This window comes from Galbibacter sp. PAP.153 (assembly GCF_037029175.1).
Taxonomy (GTDB): domain Bacteria; phylum Bacteroidota; class Bacteroidia; order Flavobacteriales; family Flavobacteriaceae; genus Galbibacter; species Galbibacter pacificus.
Window position 1 is genome coordinate 37564 of the sequence record NZ_JAZEUN010000025.1, and the last position, 25537, is coordinate 63100.

Genomic DNA, 25537 nt, shown 5'->3' on the forward strand with positions numbered 1-25537 from the left:
TTTATCTATAAAGTGTAAAGTGACCTACAAATTCCCTATCGTCCTCATCCCCGTTCAGTTTTATAACATACCAGTAATCTCCTGTTGGCAATTGGGTTCCGTTGTAACGGCCATCCCATTCATCGCCTAAACGCAATTCGGCAACAACCCTACCATAGCGATCGTAAATCTTGGTAATTATATTTGGATACTGAATGGTGTTTTTTGGTGTCCAGGTATCGTTATTATTATCGCCGTCAGGCGTAAAGACATTGGGCACATCTACATCTACAAATTCCATTTCTATTTGTGCAATGCGTTCGCAACCATTGGCATCTATTACTTTAACTTCATAAACACCGCTCTGCCTGATTACATAAGTTGGATCGGTTCCGTTGGAAACGCCATCCACATAATATTCATAAGGCGGTGTCCCACCAGATGCTTCCATGGTAAACTCATTGATATTGCTCTGTCCAACGGCCATATTTAATGGCTCAATGGTGTCAACTGTAAAATCGACCGTGCGTTGACATCCGTAGTAAGAAACCGTAACAGTATGACTTCCGGGAGGAATGTTTGTGAATTTATTTTCAAACTGATCCGGGCCTCCGTCCATGCTATAAATTACATCGGTAAGTCCGTCTTGCGCCAAGATGATTTCCACCTCATTGGACGCCAAGTTGTCAATACATGTATAGGCTACCTGTGCTTGCGGGTCTAGGTTTACGGGAGCGTCCATAGTTACAATAACATTGGTTTGACAACCATTGGCATCCCTAACAAATACCACATAGGTTTCTCCGCCGGCTAGCCCGTCAAATGTTATTCTGTCCTGAACAAAAGCATTGTCATCCTGAGTGTTTATAGCGGTTGAATATGGTGCTGTTCCCCCTTCTATATTCAATTCAAAGCTTCCGGTTCCATCGCCAACGCAATACTCTTGATTTAAAATATCTGCTTTGGCAGCAATTGGGTTTGGTGCTACAATTTCCCTTTTGTATACATATGGATTACATCCTTTGGAATCCTGGGCGATAATGGTATAGGTTCCAGGCTCAAGATCTTCAAAAACATTTTTGCTCTGGAACTGATCCAGATTTGGAGAAATGGCATATTGATACTCGCCTGTCCCCCCTTCAAGCTCCAGTTCGATTCGGCCCAGGTCGTCTGAACACATTGGGTTGAACACAACAGGTTCTTTAGAGGTTAATGGCTGACCTTGCAGAATTTCAACTCGCAATTGTTCCATACAATCCTCACTATCTACTTGTACATAGTATACCCCTGCAGGGAGGCTGTCAAAGGTGTTTTCTTCTTGTTGCGGACGTACCACTACATTTCCTGAAACATCCATTAAAGTATATAGGTAATTTCCTAATCCTCCGGTAACATCTACTTTAATATATCCGGTTGCTTCGTTATAACAGCTCACATCTGCAACAACAGTTGGAGTAATCTCAAGTGGACGAACCGGAGAGATTGTAACGCTATTTGAGGCCCTTGAAATACATAAGTTTGCATCCCTAACATAAAACTGGAAACTTTGCTCGGCAGTAATTGGACCAGGGATATCAATTTGCGTTGTGTTATCATTGGTATTAGCACCAAAAGGTGTCCAAGGACCACTTGGTGACGTACTATACTCGTAATCGGTACCTGTTCCCCCGCTAGCAACTAATTCAAGTATTGCCCCGGTTGTACAGGTATTACCTTTGTCTAAGCCCAAAGAAGCTTTAACCTCTTCTGGTTGAGTAATCGTTACCGGATTGGTTACAACATCACAACCGTAATTGTCCATTACCGTTACGCTGTAACTTCCCGCCGGAAGCCCGGTAAATATAGCATCGGTTTGTGGCGAACCGCTTGAAACGATGTTCCCGCTAGCGTCCAATCTATTTAAAATAAACAGATAATCAACGGATGGGTCTACCGCAGGTCTACCGCCAGAAACATTAATTACAGAAATAGTAGCTGTCATCTCACCATCACATTCAATTATATCTCCTTGAATGGCACTGGCCACTATCGGTTCTGGTTGCGTTAAGGCCAATGTTTCATATACTTCATCACAGCCTTTTTCATCGCGCACATATATATCATAAGTTCCTTCGATAACATCAGTAAACACCGTTGTATCAGAGAAATCGGCATCTGAAGGTATTGTTCCTTGCGGAACCATGGCAAACTCATAGAAACCATACCCTCCTGAAGCCGAAACCGTAATTTCGCCATTTTCCAAACATGATATCTTTTTAGAAATATCGGCATCTATAGCTAAAGGATTTTCCGGTTGTTTTATATTAAAGAAACTTCTGTTAGTACAGAAAGGCGTGTTAATTTGAGTAACCTCCACATAATACGTTCCGGCAAATAAAGTTATTCCCTCGTTGTCTCCGTCTGTTCCAGATTTAACAACCGTATCGTCTTGTGCATTGTAAATAGTCCAGCTAAAGGGAACTGTATACGTATCGTCTATTAAATTAACGTCCACAATTCCTGTTTCAGAGCCAAAACATTCTACATCCTGGATTTTGGTTACTTCCACATCAAACGTATTTGGGTTGGTTAAAACTGCGGTTGTTTTGAGTTCGCAACCCGTACTAAGGTTGGTAACCGTAATGATGTAGCTTCCTATATCTAAGTTGTCGAACTGATAATCTAATGGAGAAGCATCGGTAGCATCTAAAATTGTTGAATTGGTAGAACCATCAGTACTGGCAATATGATATTGTATCTGGTCATTATCTATACCTAAAGCCGAATTAACCAAGGTTGTTTCTACCAAAACACTTCCATCGGCACCATTACACGTTGGTTGTATGGGCGTGGCCGTGATTTCATCAAACGCTACAAAAGGATCGATGGTGACATTTTCACTTGCCGGAGTACAACCATTATCATCGTAAACATTTATTTCTACATTTCCGCCCAAGGTATTGCTTACAATAAATTCTGTCGCCGTGGAACGTTGTGTAATTGTTTCTGCCGGATTTCCGTTGGTATAAATAAACTCAAAAACATAGTCGCCTGTTCCACCAGTAATCTTACCATTTATACTTACTCTTGCAATATTATTGGTATTGGTCCCTGCACTGCAAACAAATTGCGTAACAGTAGCATTAAGCCCTGTAATTGCTAGCGGTTCGCCAACAGTTACAGGCTCTGTAGCTGTACAACTATTTGTTCCTTGAGCCGTAATGGTATAAGGGCCGGCAGGCACATTCTCAAACGTATTGGTTGCTCCATTAAAAGTTATAATCCCTCCAGGATTAGGTGAGATTGAATATGTTAATGGCGTTAACCCGTTTTGTATGGCATTTACCCGTATTTTACCTGTGTTTGTTGCATTACATAAGGCGTCGATGGCGGTAGCAGTAAACTTAGGAAGTTTAGTTTCCGGTACATTTACCGTTTTATCAATGGTACAACCTACAGCATCATCGGTAATGGTAAACACATAATCACCCGCCTCCGCAGCACCATCCCATGTAGTTGAAGGTAGGGTAATATCTCCACTTCCAGTAATTCCATTGGGTCCGACAACCGTAAAGCTATAATCACCGGAACCTTGGAAAGCGCTCAATGTTATTACGGCATTACTTGCTGGTGCAGGCTCACAATCCAACAACGTAGTTACGTCTGGTTTAAAGTCTAATGGTGTAATGGTAATATCACTGTTGATAACAAAATTACATCCGTTATCATCGATAATTTCGATGGAATAGTCGCCGGCATTTAAACCGGTTATTTTATATTGATTGGCTGTGAATGTAATATCTCGCAATGCTCCATTTACTCTTAATTGATAAGGTGCAGTTCCTATATTTCCTAAATTATCAGGGTCTAAAGTAACCGTTACCGCATACGTACCTTCGTTTCCACAAGAATTGGATGCGGCGGCGGCAATTTCGAGGAGTTCTGGCTCATCAATTTCAATGTCCTGATATAGTTCACATCCTTTATCAGAAGTAACTCTAACACGATAGAACCCTGCACCATGACCCCTAAACACATTGTCGGTTCCCGATTTGGTGTCAAGAACAGATCCTTGAATGGCTCCCCCAATAGCATCAATTTGATATAAATCATAACTATAAGGCGGATTATCATTTGCTGGGTCGAGTTCTACGGTTATGGAACCATCGGTTCCACCGTTACATTTCACGTCTATTGCCGACAAGGTAAACGCTACAGGTGTTGGGGCTTCCAAACTTACCGGAACGTCTTTTGAACAATTGGTTGTTATATCTCCATCATTTAAATTATCTGTAACTCTAACAATAAAATCTCCATAAGGAACATTTGTGATAACATTCCCAAAGAATATAGCTCCGGTTACAGCAGTAGTAGGATTACCTCCCGCATCAACGTTATATATTTCATAACCATAATCACCAGTACCTCCACTTGCATTAATAGTAATTTCTCCGTTGTTCCCGGCACCATTCGTTCCCGGAGTACAAACGGGTTGTGCTGTTACCGTTAAAGAAGGCACTAATGGTGGGTAAATATCAAAATCATACCGATCAATACAGCCGTTTACGTCTTTTATACGGATGTTCTGCCCGCTGCCTGAATGTAAATCGGCTACCTGAAGTTCATCAGAAGCATCAAAAGCTGTATTTTGGAACGGTTGCCCGTTTATGCTTATTTGGTATGGAGACATTCTTGCCGAATCTAAAGAAATGGTAACACTGTATTTTCCTTCTTCGGCACATAAATCGTCTATTGTTCCTGAAATTTCCGGGGATGGGTCAAGTATAATAGATACATCAACCATATTTGTACAACCATTATTATCCATTACATATACATCCCATTCAGTATTGATAACCGGATCTAATTCAGCGCTTGCAGCAGCGGTATAATCTCCAACAGTAGGCACAATGCCATTTTCTACAAATGCAAAGGTATATGGTCCGGTTCCTCCAGAACCTCTAACAGTAACTTGTGACCCAATATTACAATTTGCATTTATATTGCTTACTGACTCTATTTTTACTTGTGAAGGCTCTCTAATAAAAAACTCTTCCGTCAATGAACATTCTGTTCCACCAATCTCTTCGAACAATACAACATATGTTCCGGGTGGAATATTTGGAATAATTCCACTTACTGTAGTTTGTGTAGCACTTAGTGCAATGGTGCCATTAGCGCCTATAATTGGAGTACTTGTTACTTTATCAAGCACTGTATATGTTAATTCTGTAGCAGCAGGGTCTATTCCACTTATAGCGTATGATACCTCTCCATCAGCAGAACCATTACATGAAACATCCTCAAAATCAAACAAATCAAACGCTAAACTAGATATAGCCGTAGTTTTTGCCTCGTGGTAAGCAACACAATTGGAAACATTATCGGTTACTTCAAAAATATATGTTTGACCAGGGTTGAGCCCCGAAAAAGTAGCCGTTTGTTCATTAACTCCCGGTCCATTCACCTTAGAATCTGGAGCCGTACCCGGTCCAAATATTTCAAAACTATAATCGCCATTTCCACCAGAAGCCGTAATATCCATTGTGGCTCCAGCAGAACAAGTTATTGCGACCGTTTCAGATTCTACACTTAAAAATGGTGTTGAAGGCATCCTTACTGGGTTTTCAATAAACTCGCATCCATTGGAATCAGTAACCCTGATAATATAATCTGCATATATATTTATGCCTACAAATGTGTGCGATGTATTTGGAGTATCATATGAACTGCCGTTGGGGTCTGTAAAAGATGTGGGGTTTCCAGAGCTATCAAATAATTCATAGGTAAAGGGTGCAACTCCTCCTTGAGTTATATTTACTTCAAAACTACCTGCATTTACATCACCAGTTGTGTCATTTACATCACATGTCATCGGATTAATAACAATTGAAGCATCTATGGCAACAGGAGACCCAACAGTAGCTGTTCCCGGGAATTCACATCCATTGCCATCTCTTACCACAAAATTGTATGGGCCAGGGCTAAGATTTGAGTATACTGATTTTGAAGTGAATAAACTACCATCAAAACTAATTGTATATGGTGATGCTCCTTTTGTTTCATCGATATCAATTTCTACTATTCCATCTGTATTACCACTACAACTTACGTCTGTTATAATTGGAGTTGCTTCAGGAGAAGTTATAGGTTGAATTGTAATTGTTCCTGTTTCAGCTATACATCCTTCATTATCAGTAATTCTAAATTTATAAGTTGTTTCAGTAGCTGGGTTGCTATAGGAATATGTAAAAGAAGTACTTCCCATAGGTAAGTTTGTACTTCCTGTATATGCTGCTCCATCAATGCTAACTTCATAACTATAATCTGGATAGCCTCCATTAATAGTTACTGTAATTTCACCATCTGGAGATATACTACAATCCAATCCTTTGCTAACAATCGAACTCGCTGTTAACTCCGGTTCAATGGTTAGGGCATCGCTGGTGTCTGGACAACCATTGGCATCGGTTACGGTTACGGTGTAGATTCCCGGTGTAACATTATTAAATATATTAGTAGTCTGAGAAGGTCTTGAAACTCCAGTGCCTGTGTTAGTAAGTACGTAGCTAAAATTTGGTGTCCCGGTATTTGCGGCTACTGTAGCTGTTAGGCTAACACCCCCGGTACTTGAGTCGTAACAAAGGTCTGTGCCTGATAAAGTTACATCTGGTAGAGCAATTTCATCCAATGTAAACGTATCGGTTACTTCGCAACCTCCGGCATCTTTAACTGTAACAGTATAGTTTCCAGAAGTATCGGTTAAACCTGTAAATTCATTACTGGCTTGGAATAGGGTCTCTGTATCATCTGGACGGGTTAATTTATACTCATAATCTCCCCAACCGTCTTCAGCGGTTATGGTTACACTTCCATCGGTATTACAGGTAATATCCTTTACCTCCATATCGGTTATTGTTAATGCCGCTGTTGGTTGGCTAATGGTAAATTCTACTTCAACAGAACAGGATTCAGCATCTGTAATTTCAATGATGTAATCGCCGGGGGCTAAATCGCTAACTGTAAAGGTATTGGATGAAATTCCAGAATCTCCCCCTTTTCCATCACCTGTATAGCTATAATCGCCTTGTGCATTGTTGACCGTAATTACTGCTTGTCCATCTGCTTCACCAAGACAAGTTATATCTGTTTGAGACTCAACAGAGGCTGTTAATCTAGGCTCAATACTTATTGGTTTATCATCGCCACAACCGTAACCGTCCCGAACATATACTGTATAATTATCTGGGGTTCTGTTTTTAAACACATATTGATTTGGAGTAGAAGGATCGGCTGGCAACCAATTTGTGCCGTCTAGACTAAACTCATAATTATCGTTACCAGCGTTAACAGTAACGGTTATATCGCCATTCTTGCCATCGTAGCATGCTTCTGCACTAACACTAAAATCTATTACTTCGGGCGCCGTAACTTCTATGCTTGCCGTTGCCGGGCTTACACATTCTTTTTCGTCTTTAACACGAATTACATAATCGCCTGCATTGGAAGCACCAGTTACCGTAAACTCATTTTCTGTTTGATATGGCGCAATAATACCTCCTGCATTGTCTTCTAATTGGTATTCAAAGTTGCCATTCCCTCCTCCAGCTGACGCTTCAATAATAGCTGTGTAACTATTATCGCATGTCATTTGTTGAATTACATCCGCAGAAACGGTTATGGCAGTTGGCTCTGGAACTGTAGCTTTAAAATCTATTTTACAAGCAGTATTGTTAACATCCCTTGCATCTCTTACATAAATGGTATAATCGTCAGCCTCTAAGCCTGAAATTGTTACAGGTGACGTTGTTTGTATTGCCGACCAATTTATATTATCGGTGGAGTATTGAAAACCATCGGAGGTATTAAAATTTTCTGCTGTAAATACAATCGTACCGTCGTCGTAGCCATTACAAGTTGTAGAAGTAGCGTCTAAAAGTTCGGCTTTAAATGCTTCTCCATTGATAGCTATTGGAACTTCTATAGTTAAATCGCATTTTTCGGGGGTTTGATATACTTTTAGACCATCTATTGCAATGTCGTTTCCTGAAGTTTGCGTTGAATAACTTTTGATTCTAAATGTAAGGTTTTCACCTACACTAATCGCAGGTAATTTTACTTCTAAATGGTGCCACTGTTCATCGTTATCAATGGGACCCGTATTATTGCTGCTTACAATAGTTCCTGCTGCATTTACCAATTCCAGGGCGATATCGGGGTCATACTGACCAGATGAAGCATATAGCAAGTTATAGACACTAATATTTACTATTATTTCCTTGCCGGTAATAACATCTTCTATTTCTTTCTCATATATAATCCCGCCTGCACCTGCCGTTTCTCCAATATTTATCGCCAAATACCTTCCATGGGGTTCCCCTTGCCCATCTGAAGGACTTCTCCATTGTTGCCCACCAAGTACTTTTAAATCACTCGTCACAACATATTCCCCATCGTCCAACATATTATCAGCATCCCCATTGGGGTCATCATTCCCATTTTGCGATTCGTATATATATGCACTATTTACATTTAGACTTTTTGTATTGATGCCCTTCCCGAAATCATCAAACAATAATTCGGAAAAACTCACATAATTCGGATTATTGTAGTGAATGGTTACTTTATGTTCTCCCGGACTTAAATTATCATAGGTAAACTCATCTCCAAAATCGCCCGTAATTGGGTTTCCGTCAACATCATAGGTGTATTCGTATTCAGGGATATCGGGTGTTACGGTAATGTTCCCGCTTCCATCACAATTGTAGGTATAATCTACTTCTGCTTCTGGTGCTTCGGGAAGGTCCGGGATTTCAACTTCCATAGCGTACGTACATCCCTTGCTGTCCCTCACATAAAGTGTATGTGTATCGGCTGCTAAATAACCTACTGGTGAAATACTATAATTAGAATCGATATCGCCATTAAAGCTATATTCGTATGGAGGTGTTCCTCCTAACGGATTTGTAATACGTACTTCTGCTAAATCTTCATCGAAAGCATCGCAACCCGGGAGCTTAGAAACCCCGGCCGATGCCGTTAACCGATCCGGTTCGGTAAGAGTGATAACATCATCGGAAGTACAACTTTGGTTTCCATAGGTCTGTGTAACGGTAACTTTATAGTTTCTTCCGGCCGGTAAATTATTAAATTCTCCCGTTGATGAATTTACGGTAGAACCATCTGGTTTTTCAAGTGAATAAGTAAGGTTGTAGCCATTGGTGGCGCCATGATTTACAGTAATTTTTCCATCGCCTGATTGGAAACAGCTTAAATCTGTCTTTGCCAATTCCCAATCGATCAGTGGTTTGTACTCTACGGTTACTGTGTTAGAAAGTGAGTTACAATTATTATCGTCGGATACCAAAAACACATAGGTTCCTTCTGCACCCGGAGCTACTGCATATACATTGGTATTATCGAAATACGCTTCTGGTGCAATTTGGTCGATATCTCCATAACTTATTGCTGGAGCTGTAGCTCCGGTTGCCGGCACATAGCTCCATACCGCATACGAATATTCCGGGGTTCCGCCTTCAACGGTTAGGGTTACCGTTCCATCATCGCAGGCAATATCCTGTTCAACAGCTGTAAGCTTCATTTCTTCGGGAGCTACAATTGTTACAGGTTTGCTGTCGGTACAGCCGTCTTCAGTTAAAACCTCAACTAGATACGTTCCAGGTGCTTTATCCGAAAATATATGATGATTATCTTCTTGATTTAACGACTTTTCTATTGTTATTGATCCGGTTTCATCCATCAACCAATAAGAATAATCTGCCCTAGCTCCATCAATTTTTACAGAAATAGATCCGTTACCGTCGTAACATAATGGATTATTGGCTATAACAGATAAAGAAAATTCCCTGTCTTCTATTTCTATATTATCAAATTTAAATAAGCAAGGGTTTCTATCTCCTTCTTCAACATCTACATTTGCTTGTCTGATATAAACGGTATAAACTCCTGCTTCGTCTATTAAAATTTCATTATCGGTTTGCCATATGGCCGTATTCGGGTCAAACGCTTGAGATGATCGTGCATAAGAAAACTCATAACCAGTACCAACTCCCGAAATATCTATTTTACCATTTGTATCACAAATAATATCTTCAGGCGTTATAATTGGATCAAGTGAGTTTTGATATGCTTTAAAAGGATATCTAGTGAAACATTTTTCATCATATGTTACTACAAGACGATACTCTCCAGCCTCTCTTAATGTGAAGTTTTGATTTGTGCTAACAGTTGTCCACGTACAACTATTGCTTCTGGTAGGACAAGTTTCTTCAGTTGTTTCATCTGCGCATCCTTCATCAAGTTTTTGCCATTCAAAAGAAGATGCTCCATTAAAATCACTTGCAGACAATGCTCTTTCGTCACCTACCCCACATAAAAAGAACAACGGGAGTAATGATCCATCATTCGAACAAATTTCTGTTTTATCAGCTTGATCCGCAAAAGGATTTTCCGGATTACTACTTCTAGGTTCTATAGTGAAGAATTCATCAAAAGCTAAACAGTTTACTATTTCCCCATTTACATATCTAGTTTCTGTCGTGGTTTTGACCACTTTATATTCCCCAAAAGTACTTGCGGTATATATTTGATTTGTTTCCCCAGAGATTTCTATCCAGTTTCCACCTGCATCTTGTCGATACCATTGATAGGTTTCAAAATTATCTCCCGCAACCAAATCTGTTGTTCCTCCACATAATGTAACCTTACTTGTTGGCTTGCAACCATCTATATCTGCTAAAAAGTTAGTAGATCCCGGAATTGCAATATCACAAGCATCATAATCGGCAACACTTGGATCATCTGAAATAATAGCTTTGTTTATTTCTCCGGTATAGGATGCATATGCTAAATTTTGGATGATATTTGAACAAGCATCCCTTAATTCATAGCAATTATCAACTACTTTTACCTTAAGTTTTATTTCATATTCAGGATCCTGAATTTCTACGTGGTTATCAGGTACATTAAAACTTACTGAATGCGTGTTTTCATCATAAGTAAAAGACACTCGTTCTCCATTTATAGAGGCTGGGAGTTCAATTCCTTCTGCTAACGGATCCACATTAATCGGCAATGCATCCCTAATTACTACATCTTCTGCATTATCATTTCCTACATTTTGGAATTTTATAACATAGTACATCTCTTGGCCTAAATCAACAACATCCCCTGTTATATCATTTCCATTGTTATCCTCAACAATTTTCGTGAGTTTTATTGTAGGTTGAATAATATCTATGGACATGGTATTGAGAAATACCCCAAAACCATCCCCGGAGGTAGAAACCCTGACGGTTAATCCTGTTTCGTTATTATCGATAACCGAATTGTTATTGTTGCTCAATTGAAAAATATCGGCATCAAAACCCAATGTATTTTCACTCTTGGTGTTTCTTGTGGTTACATTGTAACCATCTACCGTAATGTTACTGTTGAAAAAGTTGTTTTGTGGGTTTCCCGCATTTGAAAGGTTCGTGAAACTCGATTTTCCATCGGCCTTAATAGACATTTTATCTCCGGTAAGCCCTATGTCGCCTTCTAAAGTTCCAACTCCAAGCCTTGCCCGTACCGGACCGGTTGGAATGGTTTTAAACCCATTATAGCTAAACTCTTGATTAACGGTTCCGGATACTGCAACATAACCATCAAAGGTAGATATGTATTTACCTGGCATATTAGGGTCTTCATATATAATTACCAAAACCCAGCCCCCTCCGGACCCCCCTTCTTTTCTACCTTGCGAAGCCCGTACATTCCCCACAAAATAATCTCCGTTTGGATCTGCTAAAGGTGTGATCAGGTCAGTAACATCGGCATAGCACACATAACTGGTTTCCCAAAATTTTCCAGTTGGTGCCCCGTAATAGATCTCGTCATCCGCCGGAACGTCTATATAATTTGCCCCGGGAACGGCCAATTTTACTGTTTTATAATCTTTTATAGGGGTTCCTGTTTTATCGCCCCCGTTTTCACCCCTGTCGAAAGGATAAATAGCAGACCAATAAAGACCTGCATACCTGACAACTGCACATTCCTGAAGAGATAGCCTCGAACTGGACGAACTAAAAGTATCATCGCTTGAATCGATATCTATATACTCTACGTTTACATTGTTGTTGTTTTCATTACCATTGTAATCATCGTTTGAAGAAATGGAATTATCGTCTTTACTCACAACATTATTGGCAAGCATTATTAACTCTCCACGGATATTAGTTGTATGCCGTTGCGAGAATGCTTGGCCAACCTGCGCCGATAACGCAAAAATGCCTGCAAAGAATATGCATGCAATTAGTAAGTACGATTTTAGGGTAAAGTAGTTTTGTTTCATAGCTTTAAGTTTTGGGGACTTGTTACTATATATATTTTTTGTATGTCTAATATGCTTTATAAGTGCTTGCTAAGTGCTCTTCATGGGCATTATCCAAATATCCCTTTTGTAATTAATGTTTTCCCGGTAAGAGACCATGGCCTTTTGCCAACTTTCATATTTACTTATGTATACATATTTATAATTGTTTTTTGGGTTTATAAAGAATTTGGCATTGTAGCCTTCGCCTTTTAATTTTTTAATATACCGATCGGCATTTTCGTCTTCAGCAAATACATTGGCAATAATGTAATAGCCCTTTTTGGGCGCTGTCGTTTCATGGGGAATTTCTTGGGTGAGGGCTTCAGAATATCCATATTTATCAGACGCTAATATTCTTGCCACATACCTATCGGTACAATATGATACGCCGTTATTGCCATACGTGGCGTTGTTATTGTATGACGTACTGCTATGGGCAAATGCCTCTTGCTTAGTATCTCCATTATCTTTATGCACATTCTTGTTTGCATAAGCGGTATCTGTGTTTGAATAAGAAGCTGGGTTGTTGTTCCTAACATTTAGTAACCAGACATCGCCGTTATAGGTTTGGGCAAGGTCGTCGTTGTAGGATTGCCTTGCCTGTTTTACACTGTCGTACCTTTTAATGTAAACGTACTTGAGGCCGTTCTTTTCGAAATACCCGGCATCGATTCCCTGAGCATCCAATTGGTCTAAAAACTTATTTAAATAATCGTCTGTCTTGTATACGTTAGCAATCACGTAAGCCCCGTCTTCTACATTGGCTATGGTTGTTGTAGTCATTGATGCAGTTAATACTTTGCCGGAACTTACGCTTTGCTTGCCAACTGGTTTTGGGGAAACCCTATTGCTGTTGTTTCTCTTGTTATTGTTATTAGTAGCGTATGAATATTTGCTAGCGGGATTTAATTTGTTGTACTCATTGGTATATTTTTTATCGGCTTCTTTATAGGCATCTTCATCCATTTCTTTCATCATTGCCACCACATTCTCCTTTACTTGTTGTTGGTTGGGCGCCCCTTTGTTATCGTTAATGTATTTTAGAATATAGGCAAACCTTTTATTAATGTCGTTCTTTCTGGCTTCTTCCATAGAATCCTGCTTAAACATCATTTCATCAATAATCATGTTGTTTTCGGCTACCAGTTTTCTTAGCCGGGCAATTTCTGCATCTTTATCCGTTATGGTATCTTGTGCTTCTTCATTTTCTACCATCAACAGGTTTTCGTCTTCTTCCAAATCTTCGAACACACGGTTTTCACTAAGCGTTGGTTGGAAGGAATAGGCAAAATTAATTTCGTGGGTTACCCCAAAGTTGGCCACGTCGTCTTCTATGCCTTTCTCAAAGGTATAGCCCAACGAAAGCCGTTTGGTAATGTTAAAACCAATACCAGCGGCAATGCCATAATAATCGTCGTACCCGGTTTGTAACCACCCAAGTTTGGGCAAATCTAAAATCAAGCTCCCGGACAGGTTTACATAGTCGTCGCCAACACGGCGTGCCCTTGTTAAAGCGCTGAGCCTGGCATCTTCCATAATGCCCTGCCCATTTTGAAACCGTTTGGTATACATTAAGTGCCCGGTAAAGGTTTTATCGCCAAAATCGGTTAGTGACTCTCCATTGGTTATGTTGTAATCAAATGCGTTTTCGGCATACACACCAATGTCGAAATTTCCCAAAGAAAGGTTTATTCCCGGCTGAAAGGTCAACAAAGAACCGTCCTGAAGGTCGGCAATCAACGGGTCGTCTGGCTGTCCCGTATTTATATTGCCTTTATCAATGCCACTATTGTAATACGATAAATTGAAACCGAATGTAAGATTGCTTCGTTCTGCCAGCCTGATTCCATATGCGTAATTGGCGATAACACCAAAATTGGAAATGGTCCCGAATTTTTGATGGTAAATACTAAGCCCAAGCCCAGACCTATCGCTTATCCTTCCGGAATAGCTTGCCAAATAGGTTTGGTAATTGTCTTCAAAGCTTACCCATTGGTTTCTGTGATAAAAATTCAAATAAGAAAAATCTTCGTTTACCGTTGAAAAAGTCGGGTTGATCAAAAAACGGTCGAACTTCAAAAGGTTTTGTGCAGGGATCTCAATGGATACAACGGCCTCGTCTTCCTGCCCGAAAAGGGAGCAAGTACACAGCAGTAGGACTAGGATTGAGAATAACCTGAGCTTCATTAGTTTATTTGATCACGGTAATGGTACCTTGTTTTAATGTTTCTTTTCCTTTGGTAATTTTGTAATAATATATGGGCGGCCTTCCTCCGGTATACATAATGCTGGACGACTCTGGCCAATTGTTTTGATAGGCCGATGCTTGGTATATTGGTGCTCCGGACTGCTCGTAAATGTTTACTGTAACGTCTTTTTGGTATGCATACGAGTTTGGTATGATCCACAAGTCGTTAAAGCCATCTCCATTGGGTGTTATAACGTTTGGAACTACGTAGCTCACTAAATTGGTAAACTTAACGGTTTTTGTAGCTTGGCACTCCCCAACGGAAGCCAATAATGTATATTCGCCTTCTTCGGATAAAGTTACCGATGGCCCGTTGCTTATCAATTCGTTCTTGGTGTTAAACCACTGGTAAGCATCTCCTCCCGAAGCTGTAACCGTTTTTGTTTCCCCCTCGGGAACGGCTATGGTTTCTGGGGCATCAATGGTAACCAGGGAAGCATCGAATGGGTTAATCACAAATTCGTTTGATGCTACCGAACAGCCGTAGGCACTTACTTTTAATTGATATGTTCCTGAAAGGTTGGTAGCGAAATTCGGAGTATTCTCAGTAAGTTCAACATTGTTCCTATACCATGTGTATGTATATTTTTTGTCTGTAACGGTAGAAGTAATTTCAATCGTGTTACCGCTATCGCAAGCAACATTTCCGTTGCCTGTAATCTGCGGGGAAATATGCAAGCCTAATTTTACGTTAAACGCTTCAGAAGTAACCCTCTTGCCGTTTTCCATGGTAACAACCAAGGCATATTTGCCGTTGTTTTCCGGGCTTGAAACTTCAATGCTTTTGGATGCTTCTCCTGTTAAGGGATTTCCGTTATATACCCATTGGTATGAAAACCCGTTCCATGCAGACTGCGGAATGTTGTATACTTCTTCTGAAGTTGCATTGGCTTCTATTTTATCAAGAGATATGGTAACCGAGCTATTGTTGCAATCGCTATAATTTGAAGACGAAACATACGCCACATAATCTGAAGGCTCTACAATTGTAATGGCATCCGAAGTTTTACTGGCAATACATCCGTCGGTCTGCGAAACTTTTACGTAGTAGTCGCCGGGAACGCCCACAACAAGCTTGTCGGCACTTTCATCGGCCAACAGTTGGCCATTTCTATACCATTGGTAACTGGCCGAAACCGCCGTTGTTGAAGTTTGAAGTGTAAGCGTTTGCTGTGGCAAAAGCACCGTGCCGCCAAGCGCCTCAAGACTTAAATCAAAGCCTCCCGCCTCTATTTTCACCGTCGATGTTTTTTCTTTACAGCCACCGGGCTGTTCCAGTTCCACGTAGTAATCGCCGGCAAAACCGGGGTCGCTGCCATTTACCACCAGCGTGTTGCTGTGGTTTTTTTCAAGTAGCTCGCCGTCTTTGTACCAGCCATATGTCATGGATGGATCATCCAGATCCGTGGTCAAGGTATATGTTTGGTCTTGGCAAAGCGATACTTTCTTAGCGCCTATCAATTCTACGCCTAAGGAATTTTCAATATAAACCTCTACCAAGTTGGAAGCCGTTGATGTTGAGCAATAGCTTCCATAATCAATTTCGGCAAAGTAAATCCCAGGCTCGGTAACTTCAATGGAAGATTCGTGTTTTCCCGGTATCATTGCCATGTCTTTGTACCAATTGTACGAAGCTTCATTTGGGTAGTTGTCTACTTCCAGATAAACGGTAGCGGCCTCGCAAACCGAAGCTTCTTCAAAATTGTTAACCACCAATGGCTCGGTTACATTGAGGTAGTAAGCGCCAAAGGGGTCACTGGCCGGGCTTGTCTTGGCTGGATTTGTGCTCCTTATACGTACTTTGTAGTTTTCACCACGCACGTCTTGGGGCATGTTGAACTCAACGTCAAAGTCGAATACCGTATTTTTGTCAGAAATGGTTGCAAGTGTTGTAGGGGAAGAAAAACTGCCGTTGGCATTGGAAAGTTCAAGCACGAATTTATTATCGGATTCCACAATTGGGTTGGGATCCCATTTAAATTCAACGGTAAAGCTATTGTAGTCTTTGGAAGCGCAAGCATCTGAAAATCCCAAGATGGGCTTTTTTAAATCTTGCGAATACACTGTAGCAGCTCCTATGAGCATAGACAGTAGGCAAAGACGAATAGATTTTTGGTGTAAAGTTCTATTCATAGTTCATGGTTTATTTTGGGCAAACACAAAGTAACAACTTTCTGAAATAGAAAACCAAAGTTATTAGATTTTTTCAACAATTCTTACAAATTGTGGTGAAACGCCCGTTTTTATATGCCAAGAAGGTATTTCGTAAAGTTATTCACATTTTTAAGACAAAACATACTCATCGGTTTGTAAAAAAATAACCCAAAAACCTATGTTTTTATAGGATTTTAAAAATTTTACCTTCTGGAAAATCTCATAAAAAATTCTGTTAATAACTTAACCAAACCCCACTTTTTCCATTTTGGGGCATCCACATCCATAAAACCCTAAAATTTACGTAATTTTGCAGCTTATAAGTTTTAAAAAATGGCAGAAGAAGCAAAATCATTAAATTTTATAGAACATATCATTGAAGACGACCTAAAGGAAGGCTTTAACAAAGAGGGCCTTCGTTTTCGTTTTCCGCCTGAGCCTAACGGTTACCTGCATATTGGGCACGCAAGTTCCATTTGTTTAAATTTTGGGCTGGGCGAAAAATACAGTGCCCCGGTAAATTTAAGGTTCGACGATACCAACCCCGTAAAGGAAGAGCAAGCGTTTGTCGATGCCATTAAACGCGACGTTGAGTGGCTCGGGTATAAATGGGACGAAGTGCGGTATGCATCCGATTATTTCCAGCAATTATACGATTGGGCTCTGGTACTGATAAAAAAAGGGAAGGCTTATGTAGACAGTCAGCCATCCGAAAAAATAGCCGAACAAAAAGGCACACCCAACACACCTGGAACAGAAAGCCCCTATAGAAATAGAAGCGTTGAGGAAAACTTATCGCTTTTTCAACAGATGAAAAACGGGGACTTTAAAGAAGGGGAGCATGTTTTGCGTGCAAAAATAGACATGGCTTCTTCTAATATGCTCATGCGCGACCCCATAATGTACCGCATTTTGCACAAAGCGCACCACCGAACAAATACCGATTGGTGTATTTACCCCATGTACGACTGGACACATGGTGAAAGCGATTATATCGAGCAAGTGTCGCATTCGTTTTGTACGCTTGAGTTTGCCATGCACCGCGATTTGTACAATTGGTTTTTGGAACAGGTTTATGACCCAAACAAGGTAAAACCAAAACAACGCGAATTTGCCAGGAGGAACTTAAGCCATACCGTGGTAAGTAAGCGCAAATTGCTCCGCTTGGTGGAGGAAGGTGTTGTAAAAGGTTGGGATGATCCCCGCATGCCAACAATTTCCGGATTGAGAAGGCGCGGTTATACCCCCGATTCCATAAAGAATTTTGCCAAAACCATTGGTATTGCCAAGCGCGACAACCTTATTGATGTCTCTCTATTGGAATTTCATGCACGGGAAGACCTCAACAAAAAGGCTCCACGGATTATGGCGGTTTTAAACCCACTTAAGGTGGTAATTACCAATTATCCAGAAAATACCGATGAGTATTTGGAAGCCGAAAACAATCCCGAAGAAGACGTGCTTACCTACAGAAAAGTGCCTTTTTCTAGAGAAATTTACATTGAACAAGAAGATTTCAGGGAAGAAGCCAATAGAAAGTTCTTCCGATTAAAACTCGGGGGCGAGGTACGCTTAAAAAATGCATACATTATCAAAGCTGAAAAAGCTGTTAAAGATGATCAAGGGAATATTGTTGAAGTACATTGCACATACGACCCATTGAGCAAAAGTGGAAGCGGGACGCCCGAAAGCCAACGAAAAGTAAAAGGGACCTTACATTGGGTTTCCATTCCACATGCTAAAGAAGTTGAAGTTCGGGAATACGACCGCCTTTTTACCGAAGCAGAGCCAGATAGGCACGAAGGAAAAGATTTTTTGGAATTTGTAAACCCAGATTCGCTTCGCATTGTAAAAGGTTATGTAGAACCCAGTGTTGAAACCGCCAAAGAAGGCGATCATTTCCAGTTTCAGCGTATCGGGTACTTTAACGTAGATCGTGATACAACCCATGAAAAACTGGTGTTCAACAAAACTGTTGGCCTGCGCGATACTTGGGCAAAAATAGACAGTAAGTAATATTCTTAATAAAAATATTTCGCTATAAAGGCACGCTGATTCAGGGTGCTTTTTTATTTCTTTAACATAGTGTGTTAATAATAGGCTAATTAGGCGCTTTTATTCGTAAAATTCTTTCAATTTACGTATCTTAGGTTACATAGAATTTAGTATTTATATTAATCAGAAAAAAAATAAAACTATGTCAAGCAACACAGGAAATACATTATTAGCATTACTTACCGGCGCAGCCATTGGGGCTGGTGTTGGAATTTTGTATGCTCCCGATAAAGGAGATGTGACCCGAAAAAAAATTAAAAAGAATGCAAAGAAAACTCAAAAAGAGTTGGAAAAGCAACTTAAAAAAACAACAAATCAACTTTCGGCCAAAGCAAATCATGCCCGAACAGAATTTGAACACAAACTGGAAGACACGTTGTCCAGCATGAGCTATAAGGCCGATGATATTTTGGTGGCCCTGGAAGAAAAGTTAGAAGAACTAAGGGCCAAAAACGCCAAACTACAAAAAGAAGGCGTTGTAAATAAAATAGAAAGCAAAGTTGCAAAAGCAACCAAATAGATAGCTTAATATGGCATTTAACGATTTGTCTGAAAATTTTGAAGGACTTAATAAGAGTACACAGGAGTTTGTTGAAAAAAATTACGAGTACTATAAGTTAAGCATCTTTAAAACACTTACCAAAGGAACCTCTTCAATGGTCTTGTTTATGTCCATTGGAGCTGTTCTTTTTGGAGCAATGCTATTACTAACCTTTGCAATGGCATTATTTATAGGTGCTTGGCTGGATAATTTAGGGCTCGGATTTTTAATACTGGGCGGTATATACCTTATAATTGCGCTTGTTGCATATTATGGGTTTAGAAAAACCATTGAAAGGAAAATATTAATTAAAGCCTCAAAAGATTTTTTTGATTTTGACGACTAGTCCTCTTGTATCAGCTAAATTAGCGTGGGAATAACGGTTGAAGATAAAAAAAGATCAAAAAAATTGATGGAATAATGGCTTTTTAGCACGAAGCATGGATTCCCTCTTTTAAAAAAACTGAACGAATGAAAAGGATTTATACCTCATTTGAAGAAATTGACAAAGACCTAAAAGTTCTTAAACTTCAAAAAGAAATTCATAAAGAAGAAATAAAACTGAATTATAACGGCTTAAAAGACGATTTGGGGTTTTTGAACGTAATAGGCAAAACCACGGGCTATATTGTCAAGCGTGCGTTAGCACTTAAGGTAATGCGCAAAATATTTGGTTAAAAAATCCTCCCCAAACTTTGGTTATGTTGTTTGGTATATGTCGGGGAAAAAGGGCTGTTAAAATTCAGTTGGAATTTTAACAGCCCTTTTTAAGCTTTTTTAGCTAACGTTGCAATTTTCGCAATCGGTTCATAAAACCGTTTTCCATCTCCTAAAAAGTCCAACATTATATTTGTGTCTATAAAAATTCCTTTGCTCATAGAAGCCTTCCCTAAATTGGGTAAGGCTACAAGGCTACAGTTGACCTTGTGATTCGGTTTATAAATTATTTTTGCGGATACTTTGTCGGCAACAGTTTTAATTCTTTTTGTTCCACTCTTCAATTAACCTGAACGTTTTACTGTTCTTTACAATATCTAAATGTTTTACATTTTCTAATATTTCAACACGCACAAATTTTTTAGCGGGCTCAAATACAACTGGAAATTGTTCAGGGTAAAAGCTTTCATCCTCATTACCGACCATGACCAAACATGGTATATCAATGTTTTTTATTTCATTTTGATGGTCTTTTGTGTCAAAATTCATTGTCAAATTGTATGAATAGGAAGGGACTTGTAGGCTGTCATTAATGTTTTCAGGACGATTAAAAAACAATACAGGTAAGTGATTTAAGCTTTTCACATGGAAGTTATTTAGCATAGAAAGTCCGATGATTCTTTTTAAAGCGACTTTCACCCACCCTCCACTATTGGGTTTTACCGTGGGCGCCTTATAACCTAAATAGGGTGCGAGTAAAATGGCTTTATCCACTTGAATGTTTTTTGGATTTCCAATGTACCTCAAGACAAATCCTCCACCCGATGAATGCCCAGCCAAAATGGTTTTATTTGCATAAAGATTTTTATTGCTAAATTGGATTAAATCTTCGATATCGTTTTCAAGTTGTCCAATAAAATCAATATCACCTCGCCTTCCTTTATTTCTTCCATGTCCTCTTATATCGGGAGTTATTACCGTAGCAATATTTTTACTTGCGATTTCATTTGCAATTTCTGACAAGTATCTACTTTCAGATCCCGAGCCGTGAATCAGAATCATCACATCTTTACTCTGACTTTTATAAATTCTACTAAAAATTTCATAGCCATCTCTCATTTTTAGCCATTGTTCAGTTCCTAAAGTTATTTCTGTGTGTTTTTTAACAGAACTATAATCATAATTCTTTACATTTTTTTCAAGTTTAATCGGCCAGTAAATGAGAGCTAAACAGATTAGTGTATAAATAAAAAGACCTATTAAAAGTGTCTTGATAATTCGTTTAAAAATTTTGTGTCGCATTTTTTCAGTTAATTATTTCTCGCCAAAAATGAATCTAAAATCCTATTGTTAGAAAAATTAAATTCTGAATTGTTGCTTTTAAAGGATGAGTTGTCAAACTGTTGCCAACGGTTCTCGTGCATGGCTCGTTGTTAGCTCAGATTTTCTACTTTTGACCAGCACCTAAATATGGGAGGAGGTCAGTCATTTTTAGGTAAACTACAGTGTACTGTATTCTTTAATCCGTAATTTTATAATATTCTGTTTCAGCTCCATCTCTTCTGGTCACAATCAACTTATTAGAATCCAGATATTTTATTCCAGTAATCGTTTTTAGAACTCCAAAGTCATTCTCAATTTCAAAGCCTTTGCTTTTTTTTAGAATCCTAATTTCAGGAACATTTTCTTCAACTGGGTTTAAAGTACCATCTTCATTAATTACGAAAACCTTAAACTTGCCTTTCCCGTTTTTGAATTCATTTCTGTATAAACGATTTATGTCAGAATCTTTCTTTTTCCAATCGCCCCTCAAATAAGTTTCAACATCTTTTTCAGTTTTACAGCATTTTAATTCTTGTCCGAGTAAAGTCAGTGGTAAAAAAGGCAATATTAAAATCAAAGCTTTTTTCATATTTTAGGTTTTTTTATAATGTACACAATGGCCTAGTATAACCGTCAGTTACGGGTTAATATGCGTTTGTTTTCGGTTTGGCACAGACGTTAGCAAAAATTTGACATAGCGTTGATATTAATTTTTCATTGGATTCATAACTTTAAGTATGCAAGGCAAAGTATCCATCCGAGCAACTACCTTTATAGATTAGTCGTCTTCATACTCAGTAGTAAAGGCAATGTCCTTTCCTTCAGCTCTTGCTTGATGCACCATTTGTTGCATGTGCTCTGGAAGCGTATCCACGGGAACGATAAGATCATTTACCATGACCAGATTGTTAAAAGGGTTATTTTGTTCCATTGCAGAAGTAGAGAACTCCGGGTTAAAATGCCACATATCGAACATTTCTTTAATGAACGCAGCTTTGTTAGTTATCGTGGAGGATTTGGTGCCAAAGTAGTCATGGATTTCTTTGGAGGGGATATAAGGATCAAAAGATTTATCAAACAGGAAATTGATGGAACCTATAGCCTGTATTACAGCAGCGGCCCATATTTCCAGTTTACCCCTTTTAAAAGGGACTTCTCTTTTCCTGCCCATTTTTTTGATAAGCTTTTGGCAAAGTTCAGCATATTCCTCATTAAGTTTTTTGGCACAAAAGGTTCCGGTTAGTTCCAGGAGTTGTTTTTGTCTTTCTTTAACCTGTTCTTTGGTCATTGTTTGATTTTTTATGGTTTATCTGTAGGGTATCCGGGTAGGAGTTCCTCAAGTTTTTGGATGCTGTGATCCGGTATTTTCTTCAGGGTTTCTTCCAACCATACTTGCGGATTGATTCCCTGCACCTTACAACTTCCAAAGAAGGAGTATATCATAGCTGCATTTTGGACAGCCTTATGGAAACCTGCAAACAAGAGGTTTTTTCTCCCGAGAGCTTGGGCATAGTAGGCTAACCAACCAACTACCGGTTCAGTCAACACGGCGTTTATGTTTGGCCGTACCGACCACACGAACGCTTAGTTATTGGGCAACGTTTTTATTTTCGTATTTTTTTATTTCGTCCAATTCCGCTTTTTTTTCATCACGTTCCTCTTCAATGTCATAATCATCTTGAAGTCCAAGCCAAAATTTTGCAGAATTTCCGAAATATTTACTCAAGCGCAGAGCTGTATCAGCGGTTATTCTGCGTCTACCTTTTATTATTTCTGAAATCCTAGTTTGTGGTATTTTTAAATCTTTAGAAAGTCTATAAGCCGAAATTTCAAGTGGCTCAAGAAATTCAAAATTCAAAACTTCACCAGGATGTACATTTGCTAATTTTTCCATTTCTTTTATTTTTTAATGATAATCAATTATTTCAACCTCTCTTGCATTTCCGTTATCCCACTGAAATATTATCCTCCATTGTTTGTTAATTCTAATGCTATAAAATTCGTTTAGTTTTCCCGTCAATTTTTCCAGTCGGTTGGAAGGTGGAATTCTTAAATCCGCAATGTCTTGAGAGTTGTTAAGCATTCTCAATTTTCTACGTCCCACATTCTGTATTTCAATCGGCATTTTTTTGACTCTGATACCGCTCCAGATTTTTTCGGTTTCTTTCGAACCAAACGAAATTATCATAATAATTTTTTACGTTACTAACGTCAAAGGTAAGTAAAAAATTTGTTTTGTGCAAATGTTGCCTAACGTGTTTGTGTCGAGTAGGAGAAGGGAGTTTCACCCTTCCCCTCTCACAGAATCGTACGTGATAGTCTCCCGTCATACGGCTCTTCTAATTCAATCTACAAATATAAGCTCATCCTCTTTCAAGTTGGCAAATCGTATTTTAAATTAGCTTCGGGAGTATCAATATCAAAACTACCAAAACGGCTCTTCAGTGTCTTTTTACCCTTACCGTTGCGCTTATTGCCCTTGGTGCGCTCCTGATCATCAAGATGGGCATCCATCTCGGCTTCCAAGGCCTTTTCTATCACGTTCTTTAACATCGGGGCTAAGGCGCCGCCTTCCCCGAAGAGGTTCTTCCCTGACATAAACTGTTCAAGAACCTGTTTTTCAAATGATTGTTGTTCGTCGTTGCTCATAAGTACTATCTGAATAAAATTAATAATTTAAATCTATTCAGACAGAGTTCAGTTTACACCCTCCCATAAACTCCCCTTAAAAAATAAATCAATCCCCATAGTAGGCTAACCGACCAACTGCCGGTTCAGTCAACACGGCGTTCATGTTTGGCCGTACCGACCACACGAACGCTTAGTTATTAGCACACGTACTTTTTTCGTTCCGCTTGTCCGTCAGCGTTGGGGAAATCATACTCTTTGCCAAGTTTTGGTTTGCGTGTCGGCTGGCTGGTGCGACTTGGCAATGTGTATGGTTTTAGCGTTGGCATTATTTCCGTTTTTTGTTTTCTATCTTTTTAATCGCTTTTTCAAAGTCGCCTTCACCGATTGTTTTCTGTTGGTTTTCTTTAAATTTCTCGTATTCCCGTTCCGCATTTGCTTTTCCAATTCGTGGGAGATGCTTCCCGCATTGTTCAGTATTTCCCTATCGTTGAGTGTCAAGAAACCATTTAACTTCTCAATCCAATCTTTCATATACATTGGCACTCTTCGTTGGGCTTGTCCTTGTGCGAAAATCAGGTATTGCTCCACCAAATTGTTCAAAGCGGATAATTCTTCTTCGTTCAAGTAATTCTTTGCAATGGAAACATCTGGTTTTCGGATTTGAGTGCCTCTCCAAGTGGTCAAACCCATATTCTTTTTTGAACTGTCGGCTCTTTCACTGATTATTTCGGCTGCCGTTTGCCCTGTAATTGCCCAATGTAGTTTGTTCTGAACTGTTTTGAAGAACTCAATGCTGATGTCCAAAGTAGGGTCATAATCCACACTTGTGGCGTAAATGTCCGTAATTTTTCTGTAAAACCGTTTTTCGGAAGTACGAATATCTTGTATCCGTTTTTCCAATTCTTCAAAATAGTCAAACGGCAAATCGGGATTTTTCAAGCGTTCGTCATCCAAAACAAATCCTTTTACAATGTATTCCCTTAAATGCTGGGTAGCCCATTGCCTGAATTTCGTTGCTATATGCGATTTTATACGGTATCCGACCGAAATGATAGCATCAAGATTATAAAAAACCTGCTTTCGTTTTACCTCTCGGCTTCCCTCTTGTTGAACTATTAAGAATTCCTTAATAGTTCGATTTTCTTCCAATTCGCCTTCATCAAAGATGTTTTTGAGGTGCATATTGATATTGGGAATGGAAGTCTGAAACAACTCCGCCATCAGTTTTTGGGTAAGCCAAACGGTTTCGTCCTGAAAACGCACGTCCAATTTGGTTTCTCCGTTTTCGGTTTGATAAATGACTATTTGGGATTTGTTTTCTTCCATTTTGTTTGCTGTTAATTGTCTTTTATTTTCATATCATTCATTTCAGTTTTTATCAATTCCCTTGCATACACTGACCCAATTTATGGGACTTAGAAAGGTTAATACCCCATTGGCATTAAACAAGCCAATAAATGTATGCAGCTCTCTGCCATTGCCTACAACCTTAAAAAGTATCTGAAGTTCATCCAAAAACATGCTAAAAGTGGAGTGGCAAGCTTAAAAGTCTCGTCTTCTTTTTTAAAAGCCCTTCAAAAACATATTTTATGCTGTT

The 25537-nt window shown here is 39.3% G+C and carries 15 protein-coding genes and 1 pseudogene; 4 read left to right on the plus strand and 12 right to left on the minus strand.

What is annotated here, in order from left to right; genetic code table 11:
* Position 1: 1 nt before the first annotated feature.
* The 3 genes from UXI14_RS15110 to UXI14_RS15120 form a co-directional block, all read right to left on the minus strand.
* The gene (locus UXI14_RS15110) at positions 2-12310 is read right to left on the minus strand and encodes a T9SS type B sorting domain-containing protein (RefSeq protein WP_335966836.1); all 12309 of its coding nucleotides are present in this window, start codon (positions 12308-12310) and stop codon (positions 2-4) included.
* A gap of 69 nt (positions 12311-12379) precedes the next feature.
* On the minus strand, positions 12380-14518 hold the full coding sequence (locus tag UXI14_RS15115) for a PorP/SprF family type IX secretion system membrane protein (protein WP_335966837.1): 2139 nt from the start codon (positions 14516-14518) through the stop codon (positions 12380-12382).
* 4 nt (positions 14519-14522) lie between these two features.
* Positions 14523-16712 carry a gliding motility-associated C-terminal domain-containing protein gene (locus UXI14_RS15120; protein WP_335966839.1) on the minus strand — a complete coding sequence of 730 codons (2190 nt, stop codon included), beginning with the start codon at positions 16710-16712 and terminating at the stop codon, positions 14523-14525.
* Positions 16713-17066: 354 nt separating this feature from the next.
* Between UXI14_RS15120 and UXI14_RS15125 the strand changes: the two genes are divergently transcribed.
* The 4 genes from UXI14_RS15125 (at position 17067) to UXI14_RS15140 (ending at position 20007) form a co-directional block, all read left to right on the plus strand.
* The gene (locus UXI14_RS15125) at positions 17067-18749 is read left to right on the plus strand and encodes a glutamine--tRNA ligase/YqeY domain fusion protein (RefSeq protein ID WP_335966840.1); all 1683 of its coding nucleotides are present in this window, start codon (positions 17067-17069) and stop codon (positions 18747-18749) included.
* Positions 18750-18930: 181 nt separating this feature from the next.
* Complete coding sequence (locus UXI14_RS15130) at positions 18931-19308, plus strand: YtxH domain-containing protein (protein ID WP_277901384.1); 378 nt, start codon at positions 18931-18933, stop codon at positions 19306-19308.
* 10 nt (positions 19309-19318) lie between these two features.
* Positions 19319-19675, plus strand: a complete 357-nt coding sequence (locus UXI14_RS15135; protein WP_277901385.1) for a phage holin family protein — start codon at positions 19319-19321, stop codon at positions 19673-19675.
* A 125-nt stretch (positions 19676-19800) separates the two neighbouring features.
* Positions 19801-20007 (plus strand): DUF6327 family protein, encoded by a 207-nt coding sequence (locus UXI14_RS15140; RefSeq protein WP_277901386.1) that lies wholly within the window; start codon positions 19801-19803, stop codon positions 20005-20007.
* 89 nt (positions 20008-20096) lie between these two features.
* On the opposite strand, the gene UXI14_RS15145 is transcribed toward UXI14_RS15140, so the two are convergent.
* The 9 genes and pseudogenes from UXI14_RS15145 to UXI14_RS15185 all read right to left on the minus strand — a co-directional run bounded on the left by UXI14_RS15145 (position 20097) and on the right by UXI14_RS15185 (position 25266).
* The gene (locus UXI14_RS15145; RefSeq protein ID WP_335966841.1) at positions 20097-20330 is read right to left on the minus strand and encodes a hypothetical protein; all 234 of its coding nucleotides are present in this window, start codon (positions 20328-20330) and stop codon (positions 20097-20099) included.
* Positions 20305-21288, minus strand: coding sequence for an alpha/beta fold hydrolase (locus tag UXI14_RS15150; protein WP_335966842.1), 984 nt, complete (start codon positions 21286-21288; stop codon positions 20305-20307). Before UXI14_RS15150 ends, UXI14_RS15145 begins: the two co-directional genes overlap by 26 nt.
* Positions 21289-21505: 217 nt before the next feature.
* The gene (locus tag UXI14_RS15155; RefSeq protein WP_335966843.1) at positions 21506-21898 is read right to left on the minus strand and encodes a hypothetical protein; all 393 of its coding nucleotides are present in this window, start codon (positions 21896-21898) and stop codon (positions 21506-21508) included.
* Positions 21899-22087: 189 nt separating this feature from the next.
* Entirely contained in the window at positions 22088-22597 is a 510-nt protein-coding gene (locus UXI14_RS15160; RefSeq protein ID WP_335966844.1) for a DUF6398 domain-containing protein, read from the minus strand.
* A gap of 11 nt (positions 22598-22608) precedes the next feature.
* Positions 22609-22812: pseudogene (locus tag UXI14_RS15165) on the minus strand (transposase domain-containing protein); the annotation flags it as partial.
* An 85-nt stretch (positions 22813-22897) separates the two neighbouring features.
* A complete protein-coding gene (locus tag UXI14_RS15170; RefSeq protein WP_335966845.1) occupies positions 22898-23203 on the minus strand; it encodes a HigA family addiction module antitoxin in 306 nt (101 codons plus the stop codon).
* Positions 23204-23215: 12 nt separating this feature from the next.
* Positions 23216-23497, minus strand: coding sequence for a type II toxin-antitoxin system RelE/ParE family toxin (locus tag UXI14_RS15175; RefSeq protein WP_335966846.1), 282 nt, complete (start codon positions 23495-23497; stop codon positions 23216-23218).
* Between the two features lie 185 nt (positions 23498-23682).
* Positions 23683-23958, minus strand: coding sequence for a transposase (locus tag UXI14_RS15180; protein WP_335966847.1), 276 nt, complete (start codon positions 23956-23958; stop codon positions 23683-23685).
* 327 nt (positions 23959-24285) lie between these two features.
* Complete coding sequence (locus UXI14_RS15185) at positions 24286-25266, minus strand: virulence RhuM family protein (protein WP_335966848.1); 981 nt, start codon at positions 25264-25266, stop codon at positions 24286-24288.
* Positions 25267-25537 lie beyond the last annotated feature (271 nt).

What these genes read in the sequence shown, in the direction of transcription:
- UXI14_RS15175 (WP_335966846.1), bottom strand. Translation starts at nt 23,497, where the DNA reads ATGATAATTTCGTTTGGTTCGAAAGAAACCGAAAAAATCTGGAGCGGT.
- UXI14_RS15140 (WP_277901386.1), top strand. Translation starts at nt 19,801, where the DNA reads ATGAAAAGGATTTATACCTCATTTGAAGAAATTGACAAAGACCTAAAA.
- UXI14_RS15135 (WP_277901385.1), top strand. Translation starts at nt 19,319, where the DNA reads ATGGCATTTAACGATTTGTCTGAAAATTTTGAAGGACTTAATAAGAGT.
- UXI14_RS15180 (WP_335966847.1), bottom strand. Translation starts at nt 23,958, where the DNA reads ATGAGCAACGACGAACAACAATCATTTGAAAAACAGGTTCTTGAACAG.
- UXI14_RS15125 (WP_335966840.1), top strand. Translation starts at nt 17,067, where the DNA reads ATGGCAGAAGAAGCAAAATCATTAAATTTTATAGAACATATCATTGAA.
- UXI14_RS15120 (WP_335966839.1), bottom strand. Translation starts at nt 16,712, where the DNA reads ATGAATAGAACTTTACACCAAAAATCTATTCGTCTTTGCCTACTGTCT.
- UXI14_RS15185 (WP_335966848.1), bottom strand. Translation starts at nt 25,266, where the DNA reads ATGGAAGAAAACAAATCCCAAATAGTCATTTATCAAACCGAAAACGGA.
- UXI14_RS15130 (WP_277901384.1), top strand. Translation starts at nt 18,931, where the DNA reads ATGTCAAGCAACACAGGAAATACATTATTAGCATTACTTACCGGCGCA.
- UXI14_RS15155 (WP_335966843.1), bottom strand. Translation starts at nt 21,898, where the DNA reads ATGAAAAAAGCTTTGATTTTAATATTGCCTTTTTTACCACTGACTTTA.
- UXI14_RS15170 (WP_335966845.1), bottom strand. Translation starts at nt 23,203, where the DNA reads ATGGAAAAATTAGCAAATGTACATCCTGGTGAAGTTTTGAATTTTGAA.
- UXI14_RS15115 (WP_335966837.1), bottom strand. Translation starts at nt 14,518, where the DNA reads ATGAAGCTCAGGTTATTCTCAATCCTAGTCCTACTGCTGTGTACTTGC.
- UXI14_RS15150 (WP_335966842.1), bottom strand. Translation starts at nt 21,288, where the DNA reads ATGCGACACAAAATTTTTAAACGAATTATCAAGACACTTTTAATAGGT.
- UXI14_RS15160 (WP_335966844.1), bottom strand. Translation starts at nt 22,597, where the DNA reads ATGACCAAAGAACAGGTTAAAGAAAGACAAAAACAACTCCTGGAACTA.
- UXI14_RS15110 (WP_335966836.1), bottom strand. Translation starts at nt 12,310, where the DNA reads ATGAAACAAAACTACTTTACCCTAAAATCGTACTTACTAATTGCATGC.